The sequence below is a fragment of the Pseudomonas sp. Tri1 genome, from assembly GCF_017968885.1.
Taxonomy (GTDB): domain Bacteria; phylum Pseudomonadota; class Gammaproteobacteria; order Pseudomonadales; family Pseudomonadaceae; genus Aquipseudomonas.
On record NZ_CP072913.1, the window covers coordinates 5,594,630 to 5,609,340 of the forward strand.

At 60.7% G+C, this 14,711-nt stretch carries 17 protein-coding genes; 7 read left to right on the plus strand and 10 right to left on the minus strand.

Features of this window, described 5'->3' with window-relative positions; genetic code table 11:
* Positions 1–83: 83 nt before the first annotated feature.
* Positions 84–2,222: a methyl-accepting chemotaxis protein gene (locus tag J9870_RS24275; RefSeq protein ID WP_210640801.1), complete on the plus strand. Its 2,139-nt coding sequence runs from the start codon at positions 84–86 to the stop codon at positions 2,220–2,222.
* Between the two features lie 264 nt (positions 2,223–2,486).
* Here J9870_RS24275 and J9870_RS24280 read toward each other — a convergent pair whose 3' ends face one another.
* The 3 genes from J9870_RS24280 to J9870_RS24290 are packed head-to-tail and all read right to left on the minus strand — an operon-like array spanning position 2,487 to position 3,601.
* Entirely contained in the window at positions 2,487–3,110 is a 624-nt protein-coding gene (locus tag J9870_RS24280; protein WP_210640802.1) for an SOS response-associated peptidase, read from the minus strand.
* Between the two features lie 35 nt (positions 3,111–3,145).
* Positions 3,146–3,406 carry a DUF2007 domain-containing protein gene (locus tag J9870_RS24285; protein WP_210640804.1) on the minus strand — a complete coding sequence of 87 codons (261 nt, stop codon included), beginning with the start codon at positions 3,404–3,406 and terminating at the stop codon, positions 3,146–3,148.
* Between the two features lie 12 nt (positions 3,407–3,418).
* On the minus strand, positions 3,419–3,601 hold the full coding sequence (locus J9870_RS24290; RefSeq protein WP_109754890.1) for a CPXCG motif-containing cysteine-rich protein: 183 nt from the start codon (positions 3,599–3,601) through the stop codon (positions 3,419–3,421).
* 138 nt (positions 3,602–3,739) lie between these two features.
* Between J9870_RS24290 and J9870_RS24295 the strand changes: the two genes are divergently transcribed.
* Positions 3,740–4,906, plus strand: a complete 1,167-nt coding sequence (locus J9870_RS24295) for a 1-acyl-sn-glycerol-3-phosphate acyltransferase (RefSeq protein ID WP_210640806.1) — start codon at positions 3,740–3,742, stop codon at positions 4,904–4,906.
* An 82-nt stretch (positions 4,907–4,988) separates the two neighbouring features.
* Here J9870_RS24295 and J9870_RS24300 read toward each other — a convergent pair whose 3' ends face one another.
* Positions 4,989–5,270: a hypothetical protein gene (locus tag J9870_RS24300; RefSeq protein WP_210640808.1), complete on the minus strand. Its 282-nt coding sequence runs from the start codon at positions 5,268–5,270 to the stop codon at positions 4,989–4,991.
* Between the two features lie 354 nt (positions 5,271–5,624).
* Here J9870_RS24300 and J9870_RS24305 point away from each other — a divergent pair, with 354 nt between their 5' ends.
* Complete coding sequence (locus J9870_RS24305) at positions 5,625–5,831, plus strand: hypothetical protein (RefSeq protein WP_135847120.1); 207 nt, start codon at positions 5,625–5,627, stop codon at positions 5,829–5,831.
* Between the two features lie 132 nt (positions 5,832–5,963).
* Here J9870_RS24305 and J9870_RS24310 read toward each other — a convergent pair whose 3' ends face one another.
* On the minus strand, positions 5,964–6,548 hold the full coding sequence (locus J9870_RS24310) for a YajG family lipoprotein (protein ID WP_210640815.1): 585 nt from the start codon (positions 6,546–6,548) through the stop codon (positions 5,964–5,966).
* Positions 6,549–6,753: 205 nt separating this feature from the next.
* On the opposite strand from J9870_RS24310, the gene J9870_RS24315 reads away from it, so the two are divergent.
* Complete coding sequence (locus J9870_RS24315) at positions 6,754–6,987, plus strand: hypothetical protein (RefSeq protein ID WP_210640817.1); 234 nt, start codon at positions 6,754–6,756, stop codon at positions 6,985–6,987.
* Positions 6,988–7,723: 736 nt separating this feature from the next.
* Positions 7,724–9,229, plus strand: coding sequence for a malate dehydrogenase (quinone) (gene mqo / locus J9870_RS24320; RefSeq protein WP_210640819.1), 1,506 nt, complete (start codon positions 7,724–7,726; stop codon positions 9,227–9,229).
* A 60-nt stretch (positions 9,230–9,289) separates the two neighbouring features.
* Here mqo and J9870_RS24325 read toward each other — a convergent pair whose 3' ends face one another.
* From J9870_RS24325 to J9870_RS24335, 3 genes are all read right to left on the minus strand, one after another.
* Positions 9,290–9,751 carry a hypothetical protein gene (locus tag J9870_RS24325; protein WP_210640821.1) on the minus strand — a complete coding sequence of 154 codons (462 nt, stop codon included), beginning with the start codon at positions 9,749–9,751 and terminating at the stop codon, positions 9,290–9,292.
* Positions 9,752–9,942: 191 nt separating this feature from the next.
* Complete coding sequence (locus J9870_RS24330; RefSeq protein WP_210640823.1) at positions 9,943–10,230, minus strand: PA4642 family protein; 288 nt, start codon at positions 10,228–10,230, stop codon at positions 9,943–9,945.
* Positions 10,231–10,291: 61 nt separating this feature from the next.
* Complete coding sequence (locus tag J9870_RS24335) at positions 10,292–10,777, minus strand: hypothetical protein (protein WP_210640825.1); 486 nt, start codon at positions 10,775–10,777, stop codon at positions 10,292–10,294.
* Positions 10,778–11,096: 319 nt separating this feature from the next.
* Here J9870_RS24335 and dauA point away from each other — a divergent pair, with 319 nt between their 5' ends.
* Entirely contained in the window at positions 11,097–12,827 is a 1,731-nt protein-coding gene (gene dauA / locus J9870_RS24340; protein ID WP_210640827.1) for a C4-dicarboxylic acid transporter DauA, read from the plus strand.
* A 47-nt stretch (positions 12,828–12,874) separates the two neighbouring features.
* On the opposite strand, the gene J9870_RS24345 is transcribed toward dauA, so the two are convergent.
* Both J9870_RS24345 and J9870_RS24350 read right to left on the minus strand, forming a co-directional pair.
* On the minus strand, positions 12,875–13,348 hold the full coding sequence (locus J9870_RS24345) for a WbuC family cupin fold metalloprotein (RefSeq protein ID WP_210640829.1): 474 nt from the start codon (positions 13,346–13,348) through the stop codon (positions 12,875–12,877).
* Positions 13,349–13,351: 3 nt separating this feature from the next.
* Positions 13,352–13,909 carry a hypoxanthine-guanine phosphoribosyltransferase gene (locus J9870_RS24350; RefSeq protein WP_003205500.1) on the minus strand — a complete coding sequence of 186 codons (558 nt, stop codon included), beginning with the start codon at positions 13,907–13,909 and terminating at the stop codon, positions 13,352–13,354.
* A 163-nt stretch (positions 13,910–14,072) separates the two neighbouring features.
* Between J9870_RS24350 and upp the strand changes: the two genes are divergently transcribed.
* Positions 14,073–14,711, plus strand: coding sequence for a uracil phosphoribosyltransferase (gene upp, locus J9870_RS24355; RefSeq protein WP_003185330.1), 639 nt, complete (start codon positions 14,073–14,075; stop codon positions 14,709–14,711).

Consider the following 14,711-nt stretch of genomic DNA (forward strand, 5'->3'; position numbering starts at 1 on the left):
GTCATCCGACGAACAACGCCTCATGCTCAGCTGTAGAAACGCCGATACAGGCTCCAGACGTCATTTCCGCGTCCGGAGCCCTTATGAAATTCAAATCGATCCAGTCTTCCGTGGCCGCCCTGGCCGGTGCCATCGTGCTCAGCGTGGTCGGCGCTCTGGTGCTATACGCGCTGTTTGCCGGCGCCCGCACCCAGGACATGGTGCAACAGCGGACCAAGGCGCAGTTCGAGCAGCTCATCGAGCAACGCCTCAGCGCACTGGCCCGCACCCAGGCCAGCCTGATCCAACGGGAGCTGGAGGCGCCGCTGTTGCTCGCCCGTGGCCTGGCCACCAGCAATGCCTTGATGGGCATGAACGGTAAGGATGGCAACCCGCAACTGAAGGTGCCCCGCGAGCAGATGATCAGCCTGCTGCGCGAAACCGTGGTGCGCAATCCGAAGATCCTCGGCGCCTACATCGCCTGGGAGCCGAACGCCATCGACCACGACGACGCCAGTTATGTGAACAGCCAGGTGTTGGGCATGGAAACCAACGGGCGCTTCCTGCCGTGGTGGTTTCGCAATCAGGACGGCACCCTGGGCCTGGAAAAACTCGCCGACGTGACCGACCAGAAACTGCTCTCCACCGGCATCCGCGCCAGCGAGTACTACCTGTGCTCCCAGGACAGCAAGAAAGCCTGTGTGATCGACCCGGCGCCCTACCGCGTCGGCGACACCATGACCATGCTCGCCTCGTTCATCGAGCCGATCATGATCGATGGCAAGTTCCAAGGCATCGTCGGGGCCGACCTGTCGGTGAACTTCATCCAGGACATGCTCGTTGCCGCTGACGGCAAGCTGTACGGCGGTGCTGGGGAAATGGCCCTGCTCTCCAGTAATAACCGGCTGGTGGCCTTTACCAAGGACCCGAGCAAACTGGGGGAAAAGGCCAGCGACCTGCTCGACACCAGCGAGTTGGATAACCTGGCCAAACTCGGCGTCGGCGAAGTGCGTTACGACATCGATGAAGAGCACGGGCATATCGAGGTGTACATGCCGTTTGGCATCGGCGAGACCACCGCCCGCTGGACGCTGATGCTGCAACTGCCACTGAATGCGGTGATGGCCGACCTGCAGGCGTTGCAGCAGGACCTTGACCATCAGCGCCAGGCCGACATCTTTGGCATGGCGATGGTGGGCCTGGTGATTGCCGGTATCGGCCTGCTGGTGATCTGGCTGGTGGGCCACGGCATTGCCCGACCGCTCAAGCAAATGGTGGCGATGCTCGATGACATCGCCCAGGGCGAAGGCGACCTGACCCGCCGTCTGGTGAGCGACCGCGCCGACGAACTGGGCGCGATTGCCAGGGGCTTCAACACCTTTCTGAGCAAGTTGCAGGGGATGATTACCCAGGTAGTGACCTCGGTGCAGAGCGTCAGTGACTCGTCCGAGCACACCGCCGACATCGCGATCCGCACCAACCAGGGCGTGCACAAGCAGATGTCGGAGATCGATCAGGTCGCCACCGCCGTCCACGAAATGACCGCCACCGCCCAGGACGTGGCCCGCAACGCGACCCAGGCTGCCCAGGCCGCCAGTCACGCCGACCAGGCCGCCAGCCAGGGCATGCAGATCGTGCGGGATACCTCCACCTCCATCGGTGCCCTGGCCGTGGAGATCGGCAAGGCCGTCGGCGTGGTGCAGACCCTGGCCAAGGACAGCGAGAACATCAACGCAATCCTCACCGCCATCCGCGGGATCGCCGAACAGACCAATCTGCTGGCCCTCAACGCCGCCATCGAAGCCGCCCGGGCCGGTGAACAGGGGCGTGGTTTTGCGGTGGTCGCCGACGAAGTGCGCAACCTGGCACAAAAGACCCAGCAAGCCACGGAAGAAATCCAGTCGATGATCCAGCAACTGCAACAAGGCACCCGCGATGTGGTGCGGGTAATGGAAGACAGCCAGCAGCGCACCGATGAAAGCGTGCAGCACGCGGCGAAAGCGGCCCAGGCCCTGGAAACCATCACTCAGGCGGTGTCGGTAATCAACGACATGAACACCCAGATAGCCAGCGCCGCCGAGGAACAAAGCGCCGTGGCCGATGACATCAACCGTAACGTGATCAACATCGGGCAAGTGGCGAACGAAGTGGCGAGCGGCGCCGACGAGTCCAGCGCCGCCAGTGCCGGGTTGACCAAATTGGCGGAGCAGCAGCGACGGTTGATCAATCAGTTCAGGGTCTGATCCAAGGGCCCCATCGCGAGCAAGCTCGCTCCCACAGGGATCTACGGTGTACCTAGACTTTGTGAACACCCCCAGCCCACTGTGGGAGCGAGCTTGCTCGCGATGAGGGCGTGTCAGGCAATCTGGCTTTGTCTGGTCGACCGCTTTCGCGAGCAAGCTCGCTCCCACAGGGGATCTACGGTGTACCTAGACTTTGTGAACACCCGCAGCCCACTGTGGGAGCGAGCTTGCTCGCGATGAGGGCCAGCACAGGCGCCTCAACACTCAAGCCGGAGTCAGGCACTCCGGCCCATTGAGCTTCGGGTCATTGACCATGTTGGCCAGCACCCGCTCACGCAATGGCGCCGGTTCACTGGCCAGCAGCCCTTGCAAGGTATGCAGTGGCGTCTCGGGGTCGAGCCACAGGCGCTGGCCCTCTTCGTCCAGGATCAATGGCCGGCGCTGACCCGCCGCCGTCTGGGTGATGACCGCTGTGCTCAGCCACACCTGCTCCTGCACCGGATAGGCCTCCCAGATCGCCGCGAAAAACAACGACGAACCCTCCCCCGGCGTCAGCCAGTACGGCCGCTTGCGCGTGCCGCCGCGCCATTCGTAGAAACCGTTGGCCGGCAGCAGGCAACGACGCTGACGCAAGGCTTCACGGAACATCGGTTGTTCGGCCACGGTTTCGGCCCGGGCATGGGCCGGGGTGCGGGACAGGTCGGTCAACCACGGCGGCGTCAGCCCCCAACGAGCCCGGGCCAATTCGCGCCGCCCCTCGACGCCGGCGCGCAGCATCAGCACCGAATCGTTGGGCGAAATATTCCATTGGGCCTTCTGATCGGCAGGAAAGCCGGGCAAGGCCGCGAAGGCGGGGTTCCAGCGAAACAGGGCATAACGTCCACACATGGGGCAACACGACTCTTGATCAAACGGCCGCCAGCCTAGCAGACCAGCGTGCCGGGGTAACTGTCCGGTTCATCGCCTGGCAACGGCAGCGCGGCATTGTACTCGGCGATCAACTCCCGGGCGTATTGCGCCTGATCATCCTCCACCGCCAGCCCCAGCAACCCCTGCATCGGCAGTTCCCCGGCACCGCCCAGCAGATCGCGGCCCACCAGGTGCGCCGTGATGCCTTCGCTGGCGAGCATGCCTTGCAGCAACTCGCCTTCCATCAGATTTTCCAGCTCGTAGATTCGTCGCATGGGCGCCCCCCATCACTCGTTTTCGCTAAAGACCTCGAGATGCCACTCTTCACCATGGACCTGCAACACGAAGGTTATCGGGCGGCAGCAGACCTGGCAGTCCTCGATGTAGGTCTGATCGCCACCGGACAGATCCACCGAAGTCTCCACTTCCTCGCCACAATACGGACATTCATACAGAGCGGTTTCCAGCATCGCGGTCTCCCAGGTGACTTGTGCGTATAATCGCCGGTCTATTTGCAGGGCTATTTTTGTCTGGCTTGTCTTCCAGGCCGTGCCCCGTCGTTTTTTGATCGAACCTTTACTTACCCTAGCCGTTTCCAACAAGAGAGCATGATGGGCGAATTCGATGCCATCCGACCTTACGACGACAGCGAAGTCCCAGCGGTGCTGGCACGGCTGCTCGGCGACAAGGCGTTTCTAGATATCCTCACCCACTTCCGCTTCCCGCGCCTGGCCGGCCCCTTCGGCTGGATGCTCAAACCTCTTATAGCGCAAAGATTGCGTCGTGAGTTCGCCGGTGTGACTTCAGTCGCCACTTTGCAGGATAAGGTGGAGTTCTATGTCGACCACACCATTGAGCGCGCCACCGATGGCGTGACCTACACCGGAGTGGAGCAATTCAAGTCCGGCAGTGCGTACCTGTTCATCGCCAACCACCGCGACATCGTGATGGACCCGGCCTTCGTCAACTACGCCGTGTACCACGCTGGCCTGCCGACGCCGCGCATCGCCATTGGCGATAATCTGCTGCAAAAGCCCTTTGTCAGCGACCTGATGCGCCTGAACAAGAGCTTCATCGTGCACCGCTCCATCACCGGACGGCGGGAAAAAATGGCGGCGTACCAGTTGCTGTCGGCCTACATCAACCATTCGATCCGCAACGATTGCGCGTCCATCTGGATCGCCCAGGCCGAAGGTCGGGCCAAGGACGGCGACGACCGTACCGAGTCGGCGATCCTCAAGATGTTCCACATGAGCCGCAAGGACGAGCCGTTTGGCGAGGTGATTCGGTCGCTGAACCTCACACCGGTGTCGATCAGCTACGAATACGACCCGTGCGACCAGGCCAAGGCCCGCGAGTTGTACATCCGCGCCACCACCGGCACCTACACCAAGGCGCCGGGCGAGGACGACGTGAGCATCGCCAAGGGCATCACCGGCTACAAGGGGCGTGTCCACGTGAACTTCGCCGCGCCGATCACCGAGCTCTTCGAGGACACCAAGCAATTGGCCCTGGAGATGGACCGGCAGATTCTCGGCGGTTATCGGCTGTTCCCGGTGCACTACCTGGCCTACGCCCAATGGGCCAACGCCGACCCGCAATTGCAGGTGCCAACGGCAGCCGAAGTGTTTGACGCCGAGGAATTGGCCAAGGCCCAGGAAGAATGGCAACGCCGGCTGGATGCTTGTCCGGAAGAACACCGGCCGTACCTGGTGCAGCAATACGCGACACCGGTGCGTAATCAGTATCGGGTCAAGGCGGGGTTGGCGCTGTAAGACTATCTGTGAAACTCCCTGTGGCGAGGGGATTTATCCCCTCGCCACAGGTCACCATGCCCCGATCAAAACAGCGACCTCATCAGAACTGCGTGCTGATCCACGAAACCAGCAACGCCAGCGCCAGACAGCCAAAACCGAACCGATAGAAAAACCGGTTCATGCGCTGGGTGGCCAGGTCCAGCAGTGCTTCGAATCGTTCGTTACCTTCGCGATTGCGCGCTTCAAGGCAGGCCCGCGCCCGTTGTTCACGGCGTCGCGTCGCGTGCAGGACCCAGCCACCAGGGCAGGCAAACAGCAACGCGAGCAGGTTGATCAGTTTGGCGGGGTGGGCAGCGAACAGCGAAAGCAGATGCAACGACATCACAAACCTCAAGCAAAAACGGACAGGACGCGCCCGGGACCTACGAACAGGGCGCGGATTCTACCGAAAGCCCGGCGTCCTGCGCCGTTTTTTCCGACCAGTAACGATCCCGCCGTAGCGCTGGGTTCTTTTGTGGCGAGGGGATTTATCGAAACGTCGCACCGCCCCGCCAGGCTGCGAAGCGCCCCTTGGGATTTCTGTATTGCTTGAGAATCTGCGAGTGCTGCGCACTCGAGCGGGGATAAATCCCCTCGCCACAGGAGGAAGCTTTCAATCGATCGTAATTCTTCATGTCACGGTTTCGTCATCTGAACAGGCCACTCTGTCGCCCTTCAAACCTGCACGGAACCCGTCATGCTGCACGCCGAAAACCAGGATCGTCTCTATCTCATCAGCCCGAGCGAAGAACAACAGAACCTCGTCGGCAGCCTGTCCTTCAACGTGCAGGATCGACACTGGCTGGTGTATTGCGCCCTCGGCGGCCATCAGCACGCCGACCTGCCCGAAACCGACCTGCTGACTGGGATCAGCGTGCTGGAATTCTATTCCCAGGCAGCGTGAAGATCTCGCCCATAAAAAACCCCTGTGGGAGCGAGCTTGCTCGCGATGGCGGTGGTTCAGTCAACATTGAAGTGGCTGACATTCCGCTATCGCGAGCAAGCTCGCTCCCACAGGGGATACGGGGCTTGCTACTTACTCAGCCAGCACCTGACCAATGGTCGGGTCTTTGAACAGCCGGGTGAGGGCATCGCTCAACACATCGCTGACCAGCTTGGTGTTGGTTTCCTGGTTAGGTGCCATGCCGAAACGCTGGTCCAGGGAAGCACCGTAACGACCGCTGTAGCGGCGGTTGGCGTTCTGCACATCGGAGCGGAAGGTCGCGCCGATGGTGGCTTCGGTCACGTACATGCCCTCCTTGGGCGACTGGTACTTGAGTTCAGCCAGGGTGACGGTCAACTGCGGTGCATTCATGGCGTTCGCGGTGGGGGTGAAGCCCAGCAAACGCACCGCCGCTTCAGCCTGGGCCTGCAACTTGGGCAGGATCTGCGCGCCTTGCACCGTGATCACGCTGGTTTCCGGATACAACCCGCCGCGAGTACCGAGCGTCGGCGACGGACGACCATCCACGACCCGCACCACCACCGGTTGGCCACGACCTACAGGCGCCAGTTGGGCATTGAGGGTGGGCTCCGGGTTAAGTTGTTGCGGGCTGTGGGCGCAGCCGACGAGGGTCAGACTGGTCACAGCGATCAAACCGAACAACAGGCGTTGCAACATGCTCTTCTCTCCAGAATCGGGCACAAACAGGCCGGCAGTATAGCGGTGCGCCATCGCGGTGAACTAGCGCCTTAGGATGAATACTGAAATGTCTGACACGGGCCACGATCGCCGGTTCCTGTCACCCCATTGTCATGGTCCTTACACCGACATGTCATGGCCGGCTGTCAGGCTTATCGCAAGCACCCTGACCTGGTATCCGATCATGCGCTTTCTTATTTCTCTGTTCACTCCGCGCCCACACCACCGCAGCTTCGCCCTGCTCGATCGCGACGGCCGCTGCCAGGCCTTCAAGCAATGCAACCTGCAGCCCATGGGCGAAGGCTGGGTGGAAATCGACGAGATCCGTCTCAACTGGTTGCACCAGCCATTGCCTGCCAGCGCCCGCGTGCAACCGCTTCGTGCTCGCCCACGCAACCGGCAGCTGTTGACCATCTGACCAGACGGCTAATAAAAGTCATTAAACACGACCATTTCCCTGCGTTTCTTCGATACAATCTCCCCCCGATTATAAGGACGTCTCCTGATCGGGCCTCGCAACACCGCTGATGCGCTGGTATTGGCACCCCGCAACGCCCACAGAGAGCCGCCCACACAGATCGAGTGAAGCTGGCGCGCCTGCTGTTCCCGGGCAAATCACCACTTTTCGCGAATCTGCAGAGCTGTCATTACGCTCGGTCACTGAGCTGTCTGCCCGTTTTGCCTGTCATGTACTACATGGGGGCAACCAAACCGGGCACGGTGCCAGGCTGGGACAGCCCTTTTTTGAGGTTCACGTCTTCAAAAGAGCGTGAAAAAACGGGTTTTCACAACTTCACGAGAGTGTGGCGAGCAAATGAATAGTTTTGCGTCTGAACAAGCACCATTAGCGTCTGAAACAGCCCAACGACACAGGACCGGATATCGCTCAAGAACCGGCGCCTGAAGCCTGTCCGCTACGGATTTGGTTGCACGAACGGATGTCTCGGCCATAAGTCGAATTGCTTGCCCGGCGCTTAAATGAGTTCATGTGACTCTTGAGGCCAGGCTGCATGCATCCGCAGTAGTTGCGAAAAATTGCGAAGATTCGGACATGGCGATCCTGGCCATGGGTACCTGGGGCGCAACTGACCTGCCCCGCCAATCCTGGCCGCTATGCCGACAATTTGGTGCTGCAGATTTTGGAGACGCGTTAAATGGCGCATAACGAAGCAGTCGATGTAGTTCTGGTAGGGGCCGGCATCATGAGTGCCACCCTGGCCGTACTGCTCAAGGAGCTCGACCCCGCGATCTCGCTGGAAGTCGTCGAGCTGATGGATTCCGGTGCCGCGGAGAGTTCCAACCCATGGAACAACGCCGGTACCGGCCACGCCGGGCTGTGTGAACTCAATTACACGCCCCAGGCTGCCGATGGCAGTGTCGACATCAAGAAAGCCGTGCACATCAACACCCAGTTCGAGGTGTCGAAGCAGTTCTGGACGTATCTGACTAAAAAAGGCACGTTCGGCTCATCCAAATCCTTCATCGCCCCGGTGCCACACCTGAGTTTCGTGCAGGGTGAGAAAGGTGTGGCGTTCCTGAAGAAGCGCTTCGAACTGATGCGCCAGCATCACGCCTTCGCCGACATGGAGTACACCGAAGACAAGGCCACCATGGCCGAGTGGATGCCGCTGATGATGCCAGGCCGGCCGACTGACGAAGTCATCGCCGCCACCCGCGTCATGAAGGGCACCGACGTCAACTTCGGCGCCCTGACCAATCAGTTGCTCAAGCACCTGACCAGCGCTCCGGATACCCAGGTCAAGTACTGCAAGCGCGTCACCGGCCTCAAGCGCAACGGCAGTGGCTGGACCGTGAGCATCAAGGACGTCAATTCCGGCGGCAGCCGCGAAGTCGATGCCAAGTTCGTGTTCCTTGGCGCCGGGGGCGCGGCGTTGCCGTTGCTGCAAGCCTCGGGCATCGAAGAGAGCAAGGGTTTCGGCGGCTTCCCGGTCAGCGGCCAGTGGTTGCGTTGCGACAACCCGGAAGTGGTCAAGCACCACCAGGCCAAGGTCTACAGCCAGGCCGCGGTGGGCTCGCCGCCGATGTCGGTGCCGCACCTGGACACCCGTGTGGTCGATGGCAAGAAATCCCTGCTGTTCGGGCCCTACGCCGGCTTCACCACCAAGTTCCTCAAGCACGGCTCGATCATGGACCTGCCCTTGTCGGTACGCGCCGGCAATATCGGCCCGATGCTGGCCGTGGCCCGGGACAACATGGACCTGACCAAGTATCTGATCAGCGAAGTGATGCAGTCCATGGAACAACGTTTGGAATCCCTGCGGCGCTTCTACCCCGAAGCGAAAGCCGAGGACTGGCGCCTGGAAGTGGCCGGCCAACGTGTGCAGATCATCAAGAAGGATCCGAAGAAAGGCGGAGTCCTGCAGTTCGGCACCGAGCTGGTGGCGGCCAAGGACGGTACCCTCGCCGCCCTGCTCGGCGCCTCGCCAGGCGCTTCGGTGACCGTTTCGATCATGCTGGAACTGATCGAGCGCTGCTTCCCGGACAAGGCCAAGGGTGAGTGGGCGGCCAAGCTCGCACACATCTTCCCGGCCCGGGAAAAAGTGCTGGAAACCGACGCGGCGCTGTATCACAAGATCAGCACGCAGAACAACATCGCGCTGGAACTGGTCGAAGACAACAAGGCTCAAAGTTACGCCTGACACCGCGTACGTATAAAAAAGCCTCCCGTACAAACGGGAGGCTTTTTAATTTCCACACTGTTATTTCATGCTGAACTTGACGCGTGTTCCGCCATGACGAACATAATCATCGTTATCTTCAACTTCCAACAACTCTGCGACACAGGAACCTGCCGGCTTCGCTTCAGCCCAGCGACGATAGGGCATTGTCTGCTCATCACTCACCGGCGCTTTAGCGATATGCCCGAAACTGAAATGACAGGCGCGGCTTCCTTGAGTGTAGGTAAATGACTCCCGCTCGGCGCGCGATTGGGGCAGATAATAGGTTAGTTCCTGGCTCTCACCGGGGCCTACAAAAAAGCCGTGGCCTGCATTTTCCGGGGCTTGAGACCACGTGAAGTCGCTGCCCGGGACAATGACTGCTGATGTCGCGTTGAATATTTCCACATTGACGACCTCATCGAACGCACTGGAAACCGAACTTGCCAAACAGCCGATCAGAGCCAATAACGCGCCGACGATATATGTATTTTTATCTTCCATGATGAACACAACTCCATTTAAACGATTGAACTGAAACCACTTGGTTTCAACGCAAAAGTAATGGAAACCCGAATAAAACAGAACAGCCCGAATGGTGACATAACCTTTCGGACTTCCTTGAACAAGTCATGGGGATACTTAACAAGAACGTTCAAGCGCCCCGAAGGGCGCTGACATGGACTCTAACGCGCTCAGCCGCGCGCCTTATTGATCAACTCAATATATTCCTCGGCATTACGCTGGTCCTGGATCAGCGCCACGAAATCGTTGCCGTGCTCATCCTTGCCATCGAGGTCGTAACCGGCTTCGACGAAGAACGTCAGGAACCGCTCGAAATCGTCGACCCGCAGGCCGCGGTAGGCCTTGATCAGTTTGTGCAGCGACGGCGAAGTGGCATCGACCGGCTCGAAATTGAGAAACAGCTTGATCTGTTCATCGCCAATCTCGTCACCAATCACTTGTTTCTTGTCTTTACGCATTGCCGGCTCCAGCTCGCACAGTTCACGGGGCGGGCAGTTTACCCCCGGCAGGCCCCGGGGCTCAACGCGAGCGTTCGGCACCGGTGTGCAGGTCGGCCCAGATATGGCCGTTGGCGTAGCTGAGAAACTGCACGTATACCGTGTCGTTGCGCAGTAGGTCGATGACCACCCGGTACTGCGCCTGTGGATAAGACAGGGTCAGGGTCTTGCTCGCTTCGTCGAAAACCGGTTTCTTCAGGCTTTTGCTCTCACCGTCGAAGTTAAGGATCACCTGGCTGATGGTGGCGCCTTTGTTCATGGGCTGGCCCTTGAGGCGCACCAGCAGCGGGGAAGTGACGGGGATCGGTTGCTGGTTGGACTGGCGTTGATTGCCCAGCACCACCGAGTATTCGGTCACTCGCAGCAATTGTTGCTGTTGCGGTGGCTCCTGGCGCAACAGCAGGTCATCGGCCGGCAGAAACTGGCTGTGCATCGGCGCGGCAACGGCTGCCAAGGGCAGGCTGGAGATCAGCAGCAACGCGGCACAACGGCGGATCGATACACTCATGACAGGCTCCAGGGTCTTGGCCTGGCACTCTAGCATGAGCCTGCGCAGTAAAAATAACGACCCAGGTCAATACTTACACACGACGAGCACGGCATACTCAAAGAGCCATCAGCTCTCGCATCATGTGATGCCTCTTGTGGCGAGGGGATTTATCCCCGCTGGGCTGTGAAGCAGACCTGAACCGGATACTCGGTGAATCAGACAGGCCACCCCAACCCGATGGGGCCGCTACGCAGCCCGACGGGGATAAATCCCCTCGCCACAGGTTGGGTGTTTGCAGGGAATTCGGTTTTTGCCCCATTAATTTCGTGGAGTGCCCATGTCTTTCTCCGCCCCACCGTTATTCGCCGCTTGGCGCCAGGCCTGGCGCGCCGGTTACACCCTTGAGCGTCTGCGTGGCGATCTCGTGGCCGGCCTGACCGTCGGCATTATCGCCATCCCACTGGCCATGGCCCTGGCAATTGCCGTCGGTGTCCCGCCGCAACACGGCTTGTACACGGTGTTGGTGGCCGCGCCCTTGATCGCTCTCACCGGCGGCTCGCGCTTCAACGTCAGCGGGCCGACAGCGGCGTTCGTGGTGATCCTGCTGCCCATTACCCAACAATACGGCCTCGGCGGCCTGTTGTTGTGCACCATGCTCGCTGGCCTGATCCTGATCGCCTTGGGATTGATGCGCGCCGGACGGCTGATCCAATACATCCCCTATCCGGTGATCCTCGGTTTTACCGCCGGGATCGGCGTGGTCATCGCCACCTTGCAACTGAAGGATCTGCTGGGGCTGACCACCGTCGGGCAAGCCAAGCACTACATCGAACAGTTGGGCGAACTGATCGTGGCGCTGCCCAGTGCCCGACTCGGCGATGGCATTATCGGCGTCGCCTGCCTGGCCGTGCTGATTGCCTGGCCACGCTGGGTGCCCCGGGTTCCCGGGCATCTGGTGGCCTTGCTGGTCGGAGCGCTACTGGGGCTGGCGCTGGAACGCAGCGGATGGCCGGTTGCGACATTGGGCGAGCGTTTCAGCTACGTGGTCGATGGCATCAGCTACCCTGGCATTCCGCCGTTTTTACCGAGTTTTGACTGGCCATGGAATCTGCCAGACAGCCAGGGCCATTCCCTGGCGCTTTCCTACGACCTGATCCGCCAACTGCTGGGTCCGGCCTTCGCCATAGCCATGCTCGGCGCCATCGAGTCGTTGTTGTGCGCCGTGGTGGCGGACGGCATGACCGGCAGCAAGCACGACCCCAACGCCGAGCTGATCGGCCAGGGCCTGGGTAACCTGGTGGCGCCGCTGTTTGGCGGCATCACCGCCACCGCCGCCATTGCCCGCAGCGCGACCAATGTGCGCAGTGGCGCCTCCTCACCGATGGCCGCAATCATTCATAGCCTGGTGGTGCTGCTGGCGATGGTGCTGCTGGCGCCATTGTTCAGCTACCTGCCGATGGCTGCCCTGGCGGCGCTACTGGTGATAGTGGCCTGGAACATGAGCGAAGCCGGACACGTGCTGCATACCTTGCGCATCGCCCCGCGCAGCGATGTACTGGTGCTGCTGACCTGCCTGAGCCTGACCGTCTTGTTCGACATGGTCATGGCGGTTGCCGTCGGCCTGCTGCTGGCCGCCGGGCTGTTCATCAAGCGCATGAGCGAGCTGACGGATAGCGCTGAACTGCCCCGGCACTTCCATCAAGCCTTGCTGGACATGCCCGAGCATGTGCGCTGCTACGGAATTCGCGGGCCGCTGTTCTTCGGCGCGGCAGAAAAAGCCCTCGATGTGCTGCGCAAGTTCGATCCGGGGGTGCGGGTGGTGGTGGTGGAAATGAGCGCCGTGCCGATGCTGGACATGACCGCGCTGGCCGCTTTTGAAAATATCCTGAAGGACTATCGCAAGCAGGGCATCGGCCTGATCCTGGTGGCGACCGCGCCACGGGTGCGCCTGAAATTGCGCCGCGCCGGCATTCATCGCGAGCAGCGCCAATTGGCGTATGTGCAAACCCTGGAGCAGGCGCGGATCAAAAGCGAGCAGTGGCTGGCCGCTAGCAGCGCCGCTCATTGAGGCAATGCTGTTCACTTAAGAAGGTAGATGAACCCCCTCGCCACAGGTCAATCGAACTGCGCACGCATCCAGGCTTGGTACTCGGCCACACCGGCCTCGCCTTCACGGGGCGCCCAGTGGGCCAGTTCACCCTCACCCACGGGCCGGTAAGGGCCGGCCTTGCATTCGAACATCAGACTGTCGGCCTCCAGCACCACCAGGCCGTGATACACACCGGCCGGCAGGTCGACACCGAGGCAATCGCCGCCGGCGTGCAAGACGCGCTTGTCCTGCACGGCACCGGTGTCATCAAAGATCAACACACCGAGCCGGCCCTTGAGCACCAGCAAGGTTTCAGCCTTGTCAGCGCTCAAATGGCGATGGGGCGGGATGTAGGTGGAGGGTTGCAAGCCAACCACCATGCGATGGCACGGCTCGTCCATCTGATGAAAATTGTGATGCTGGCGCCCGCGTGGATTAGCCGCAGCTTTGCCGGCCAATTCAGCGAACAGCGCCTGATCCAGAAAGCCCGGCCGACTCATCGATTACATCCCCTTGACGGCAAAAATGCCATTGGCGTTGCGCCAGTAACCTTTGTAGTCCATGCCGTAGCCAAAGATGTAGCGGTCAATGCACGGCAGGCCAACGAAGTCGGCTTTCAGGTCAGGACGGGCCTTGCGGTCGTGGTCCTTGTCGATCAGCACGGCGGTGTGCACGGCACGAGCGCCGGCGTGTTTGCAGAAGTCGATGATGGCGCCCAGGGTGTGACCTTCATCGAGGATGTCGTCGATGATCAGCACGTCGCGGTCGATGAACGAGACTTCCGGCTTGGCTTTCCAGAACAGGTCGCCGCCGCTGGTTTCGTTGCGATAACGGGTGGCGTGCAGGTAGGAGGCTTCCAGCGGGAAGTTCAGATAGGTCAGCAATTTGCCGGAGAAAATCAGCCCGCCGTTCATGACGCAAAACACCACCGGGTTGGCATCGGCCAGTTGATCATTGATTTGTGCACCGACACGGGCAATGGCCGCTTCGACTTCGGCTTCGGTGTACAGGCAGTCAGCCTCTCGCATGATTTGACGGATATGCTCGAGATCAGCGGACATGGCGCTCTCCAGGGGTGGCGGATCGGAAAAACGGGCAAAGGTACGCATCAAGCGAGGCCAGATCAAGCGTTTGTGGACTAACGTTCTGTATTGTCTATAGGACAACACCCTCGGATAGATTAATCTAGGCCGGTTTTTTTGCCCGCCGCCGGAGCCTTCCCCCATGCCCATCCTCGAGATCCGCCATCCGCTGATCAGACACAAACTCGGCCTGATGCGCCGCGCCGACATTAGCACGAAGAACTTCCGCGAGCTCGCCCAGGAAGTCGGTGCCCTGCTCACCTACGAAGCCACCAAGGACCTGCCGCTGGAGTCCTACGAGATCGACGGTTGGGCCGGTACGGTCCAGGTTGAGAAAATCGCTGGCAAGAAGATCACCGTAGTGCCGATCCTGCGCGCCGGCATCGGCATGCTCGAAGGCGTGCTGAGTCTGATCCCCGGGGCCAAGGTCAGCGCCGTGGGCGTGGCGCGCAACGAGCAGACCCTGCAGGCTCACACCTACCTGGAAAAACTGGTACCGGAAATCGACGAGCGCCTGGCCATGATCATCGACCCGATGCTCGCCACCGGCAGTTCCATGGTTGCCACTATCGACCTGTTGAAGAAAGCCGGCTGCCGGGACATCCGCGCCATGGTGCTGGTCGCCGCCCCCGAAGGCATCAAGGCCGTGCAGGACGCCCACCCCGATGTGACCATCTACACCGCGTCCATCGACCAGAAACTCAACGAGCATGGCTACATCATCCCGGGCCTGGGCGATGCCGGCGACAAGATCTTCGGCACCAAGCAGAAGGACGCTTGA

Coding starts and splice junctions, on each gene's coding strand:
- J9870_RS24330 (WP_210640823.1), bottom strand. CDS start 10,230: ATGCGTAAAGACAAGAAACAAGTGATTGGTGACGAGATTGGCGATGAA.
- J9870_RS24315 (WP_210640817.1), top strand. CDS start 6,754: ATGCGCTTTCTTATTTCTCTGTTCACTCCGCGCCCACACCACCGCAGC.
- upp (WP_003185330.1), top strand. CDS start 14,073: ATGCCCATCCTCGAGATCCGCCATCCGCTGATCAGACACAAACTCGGC.
- J9870_RS24300 (WP_210640808.1), bottom strand. CDS start 5,270: ATGTCGTTGCATCTGCTTTCGCTGTTCGCTGCCCACCCCGCCAAACTG.
- J9870_RS24290 (WP_109754890.1), bottom strand. CDS start 3,601: ATGCTGGAAACCGCTCTGTATGAATGTCCGTATTGTGGCGAGGAAGTG.
- J9870_RS24345 (WP_210640829.1), bottom strand. CDS start 13,348: ATGAGTCGGCCGGGCTTTCTGGATCAGGCGCTGTTCGCTGAATTGGCC.
- mqo (WP_210640819.1), top strand. CDS start 7,724: ATGGCGCATAACGAAGCAGTCGATGTAGTTCTGGTAGGGGCCGGCATC.
- dauA (WP_210640827.1), top strand. CDS start 11,097: ATGTCTTTCTCCGCCCCACCGTTATTCGCCGCTTGGCGCCAGGCCTGG.
- J9870_RS24280 (WP_210640802.1), bottom strand. CDS start 3,110: ATGTGTGGACGTTATGCCCTGTTTCGCTGGAACCCCGCCTTCGCGGCC.
- J9870_RS24305 (WP_135847120.1), top strand. CDS start 5,625: ATGCTGCACGCCGAAAACCAGGATCGTCTCTATCTCATCAGCCCGAGC.
- J9870_RS24335 (WP_210640825.1), bottom strand. CDS start 10,777: ATGAGTGTATCGATCCGCCGTTGTGCCGCGTTGCTGCTGATCTCCAGC.
- J9870_RS24325 (WP_210640821.1), bottom strand. CDS start 9,751: ATGGAAGATAAAAATACATATATCGTCGGCGCGTTATTGGCTCTGATC.
- J9870_RS24275 (WP_210640801.1), top strand. CDS start 84: ATGAAATTCAAATCGATCCAGTCTTCCGTGGCCGCCCTGGCCGGTGCC.
- J9870_RS24285 (WP_210640804.1), bottom strand. CDS start 3,406: ATGCGACGAATCTACGAGCTGGAAAATCTGATGGAAGGCGAGTTGCTG.
- J9870_RS24295 (WP_210640806.1), top strand. CDS start 3,740: ATGATGGGCGAATTCGATGCCATCCGACCTTACGACGACAGCGAAGTC.
- J9870_RS24350 (WP_003205500.1), bottom strand. CDS start 13,909: ATGTCCGCTGATCTCGAGCATATCCGTCAAATCATGCGAGAGGCTGAC.
- J9870_RS24310 (WP_210640815.1), bottom strand. CDS start 6,548: ATGTTGCAACGCCTGTTGTTCGGTTTGATCGCTGTGACCAGTCTGACC.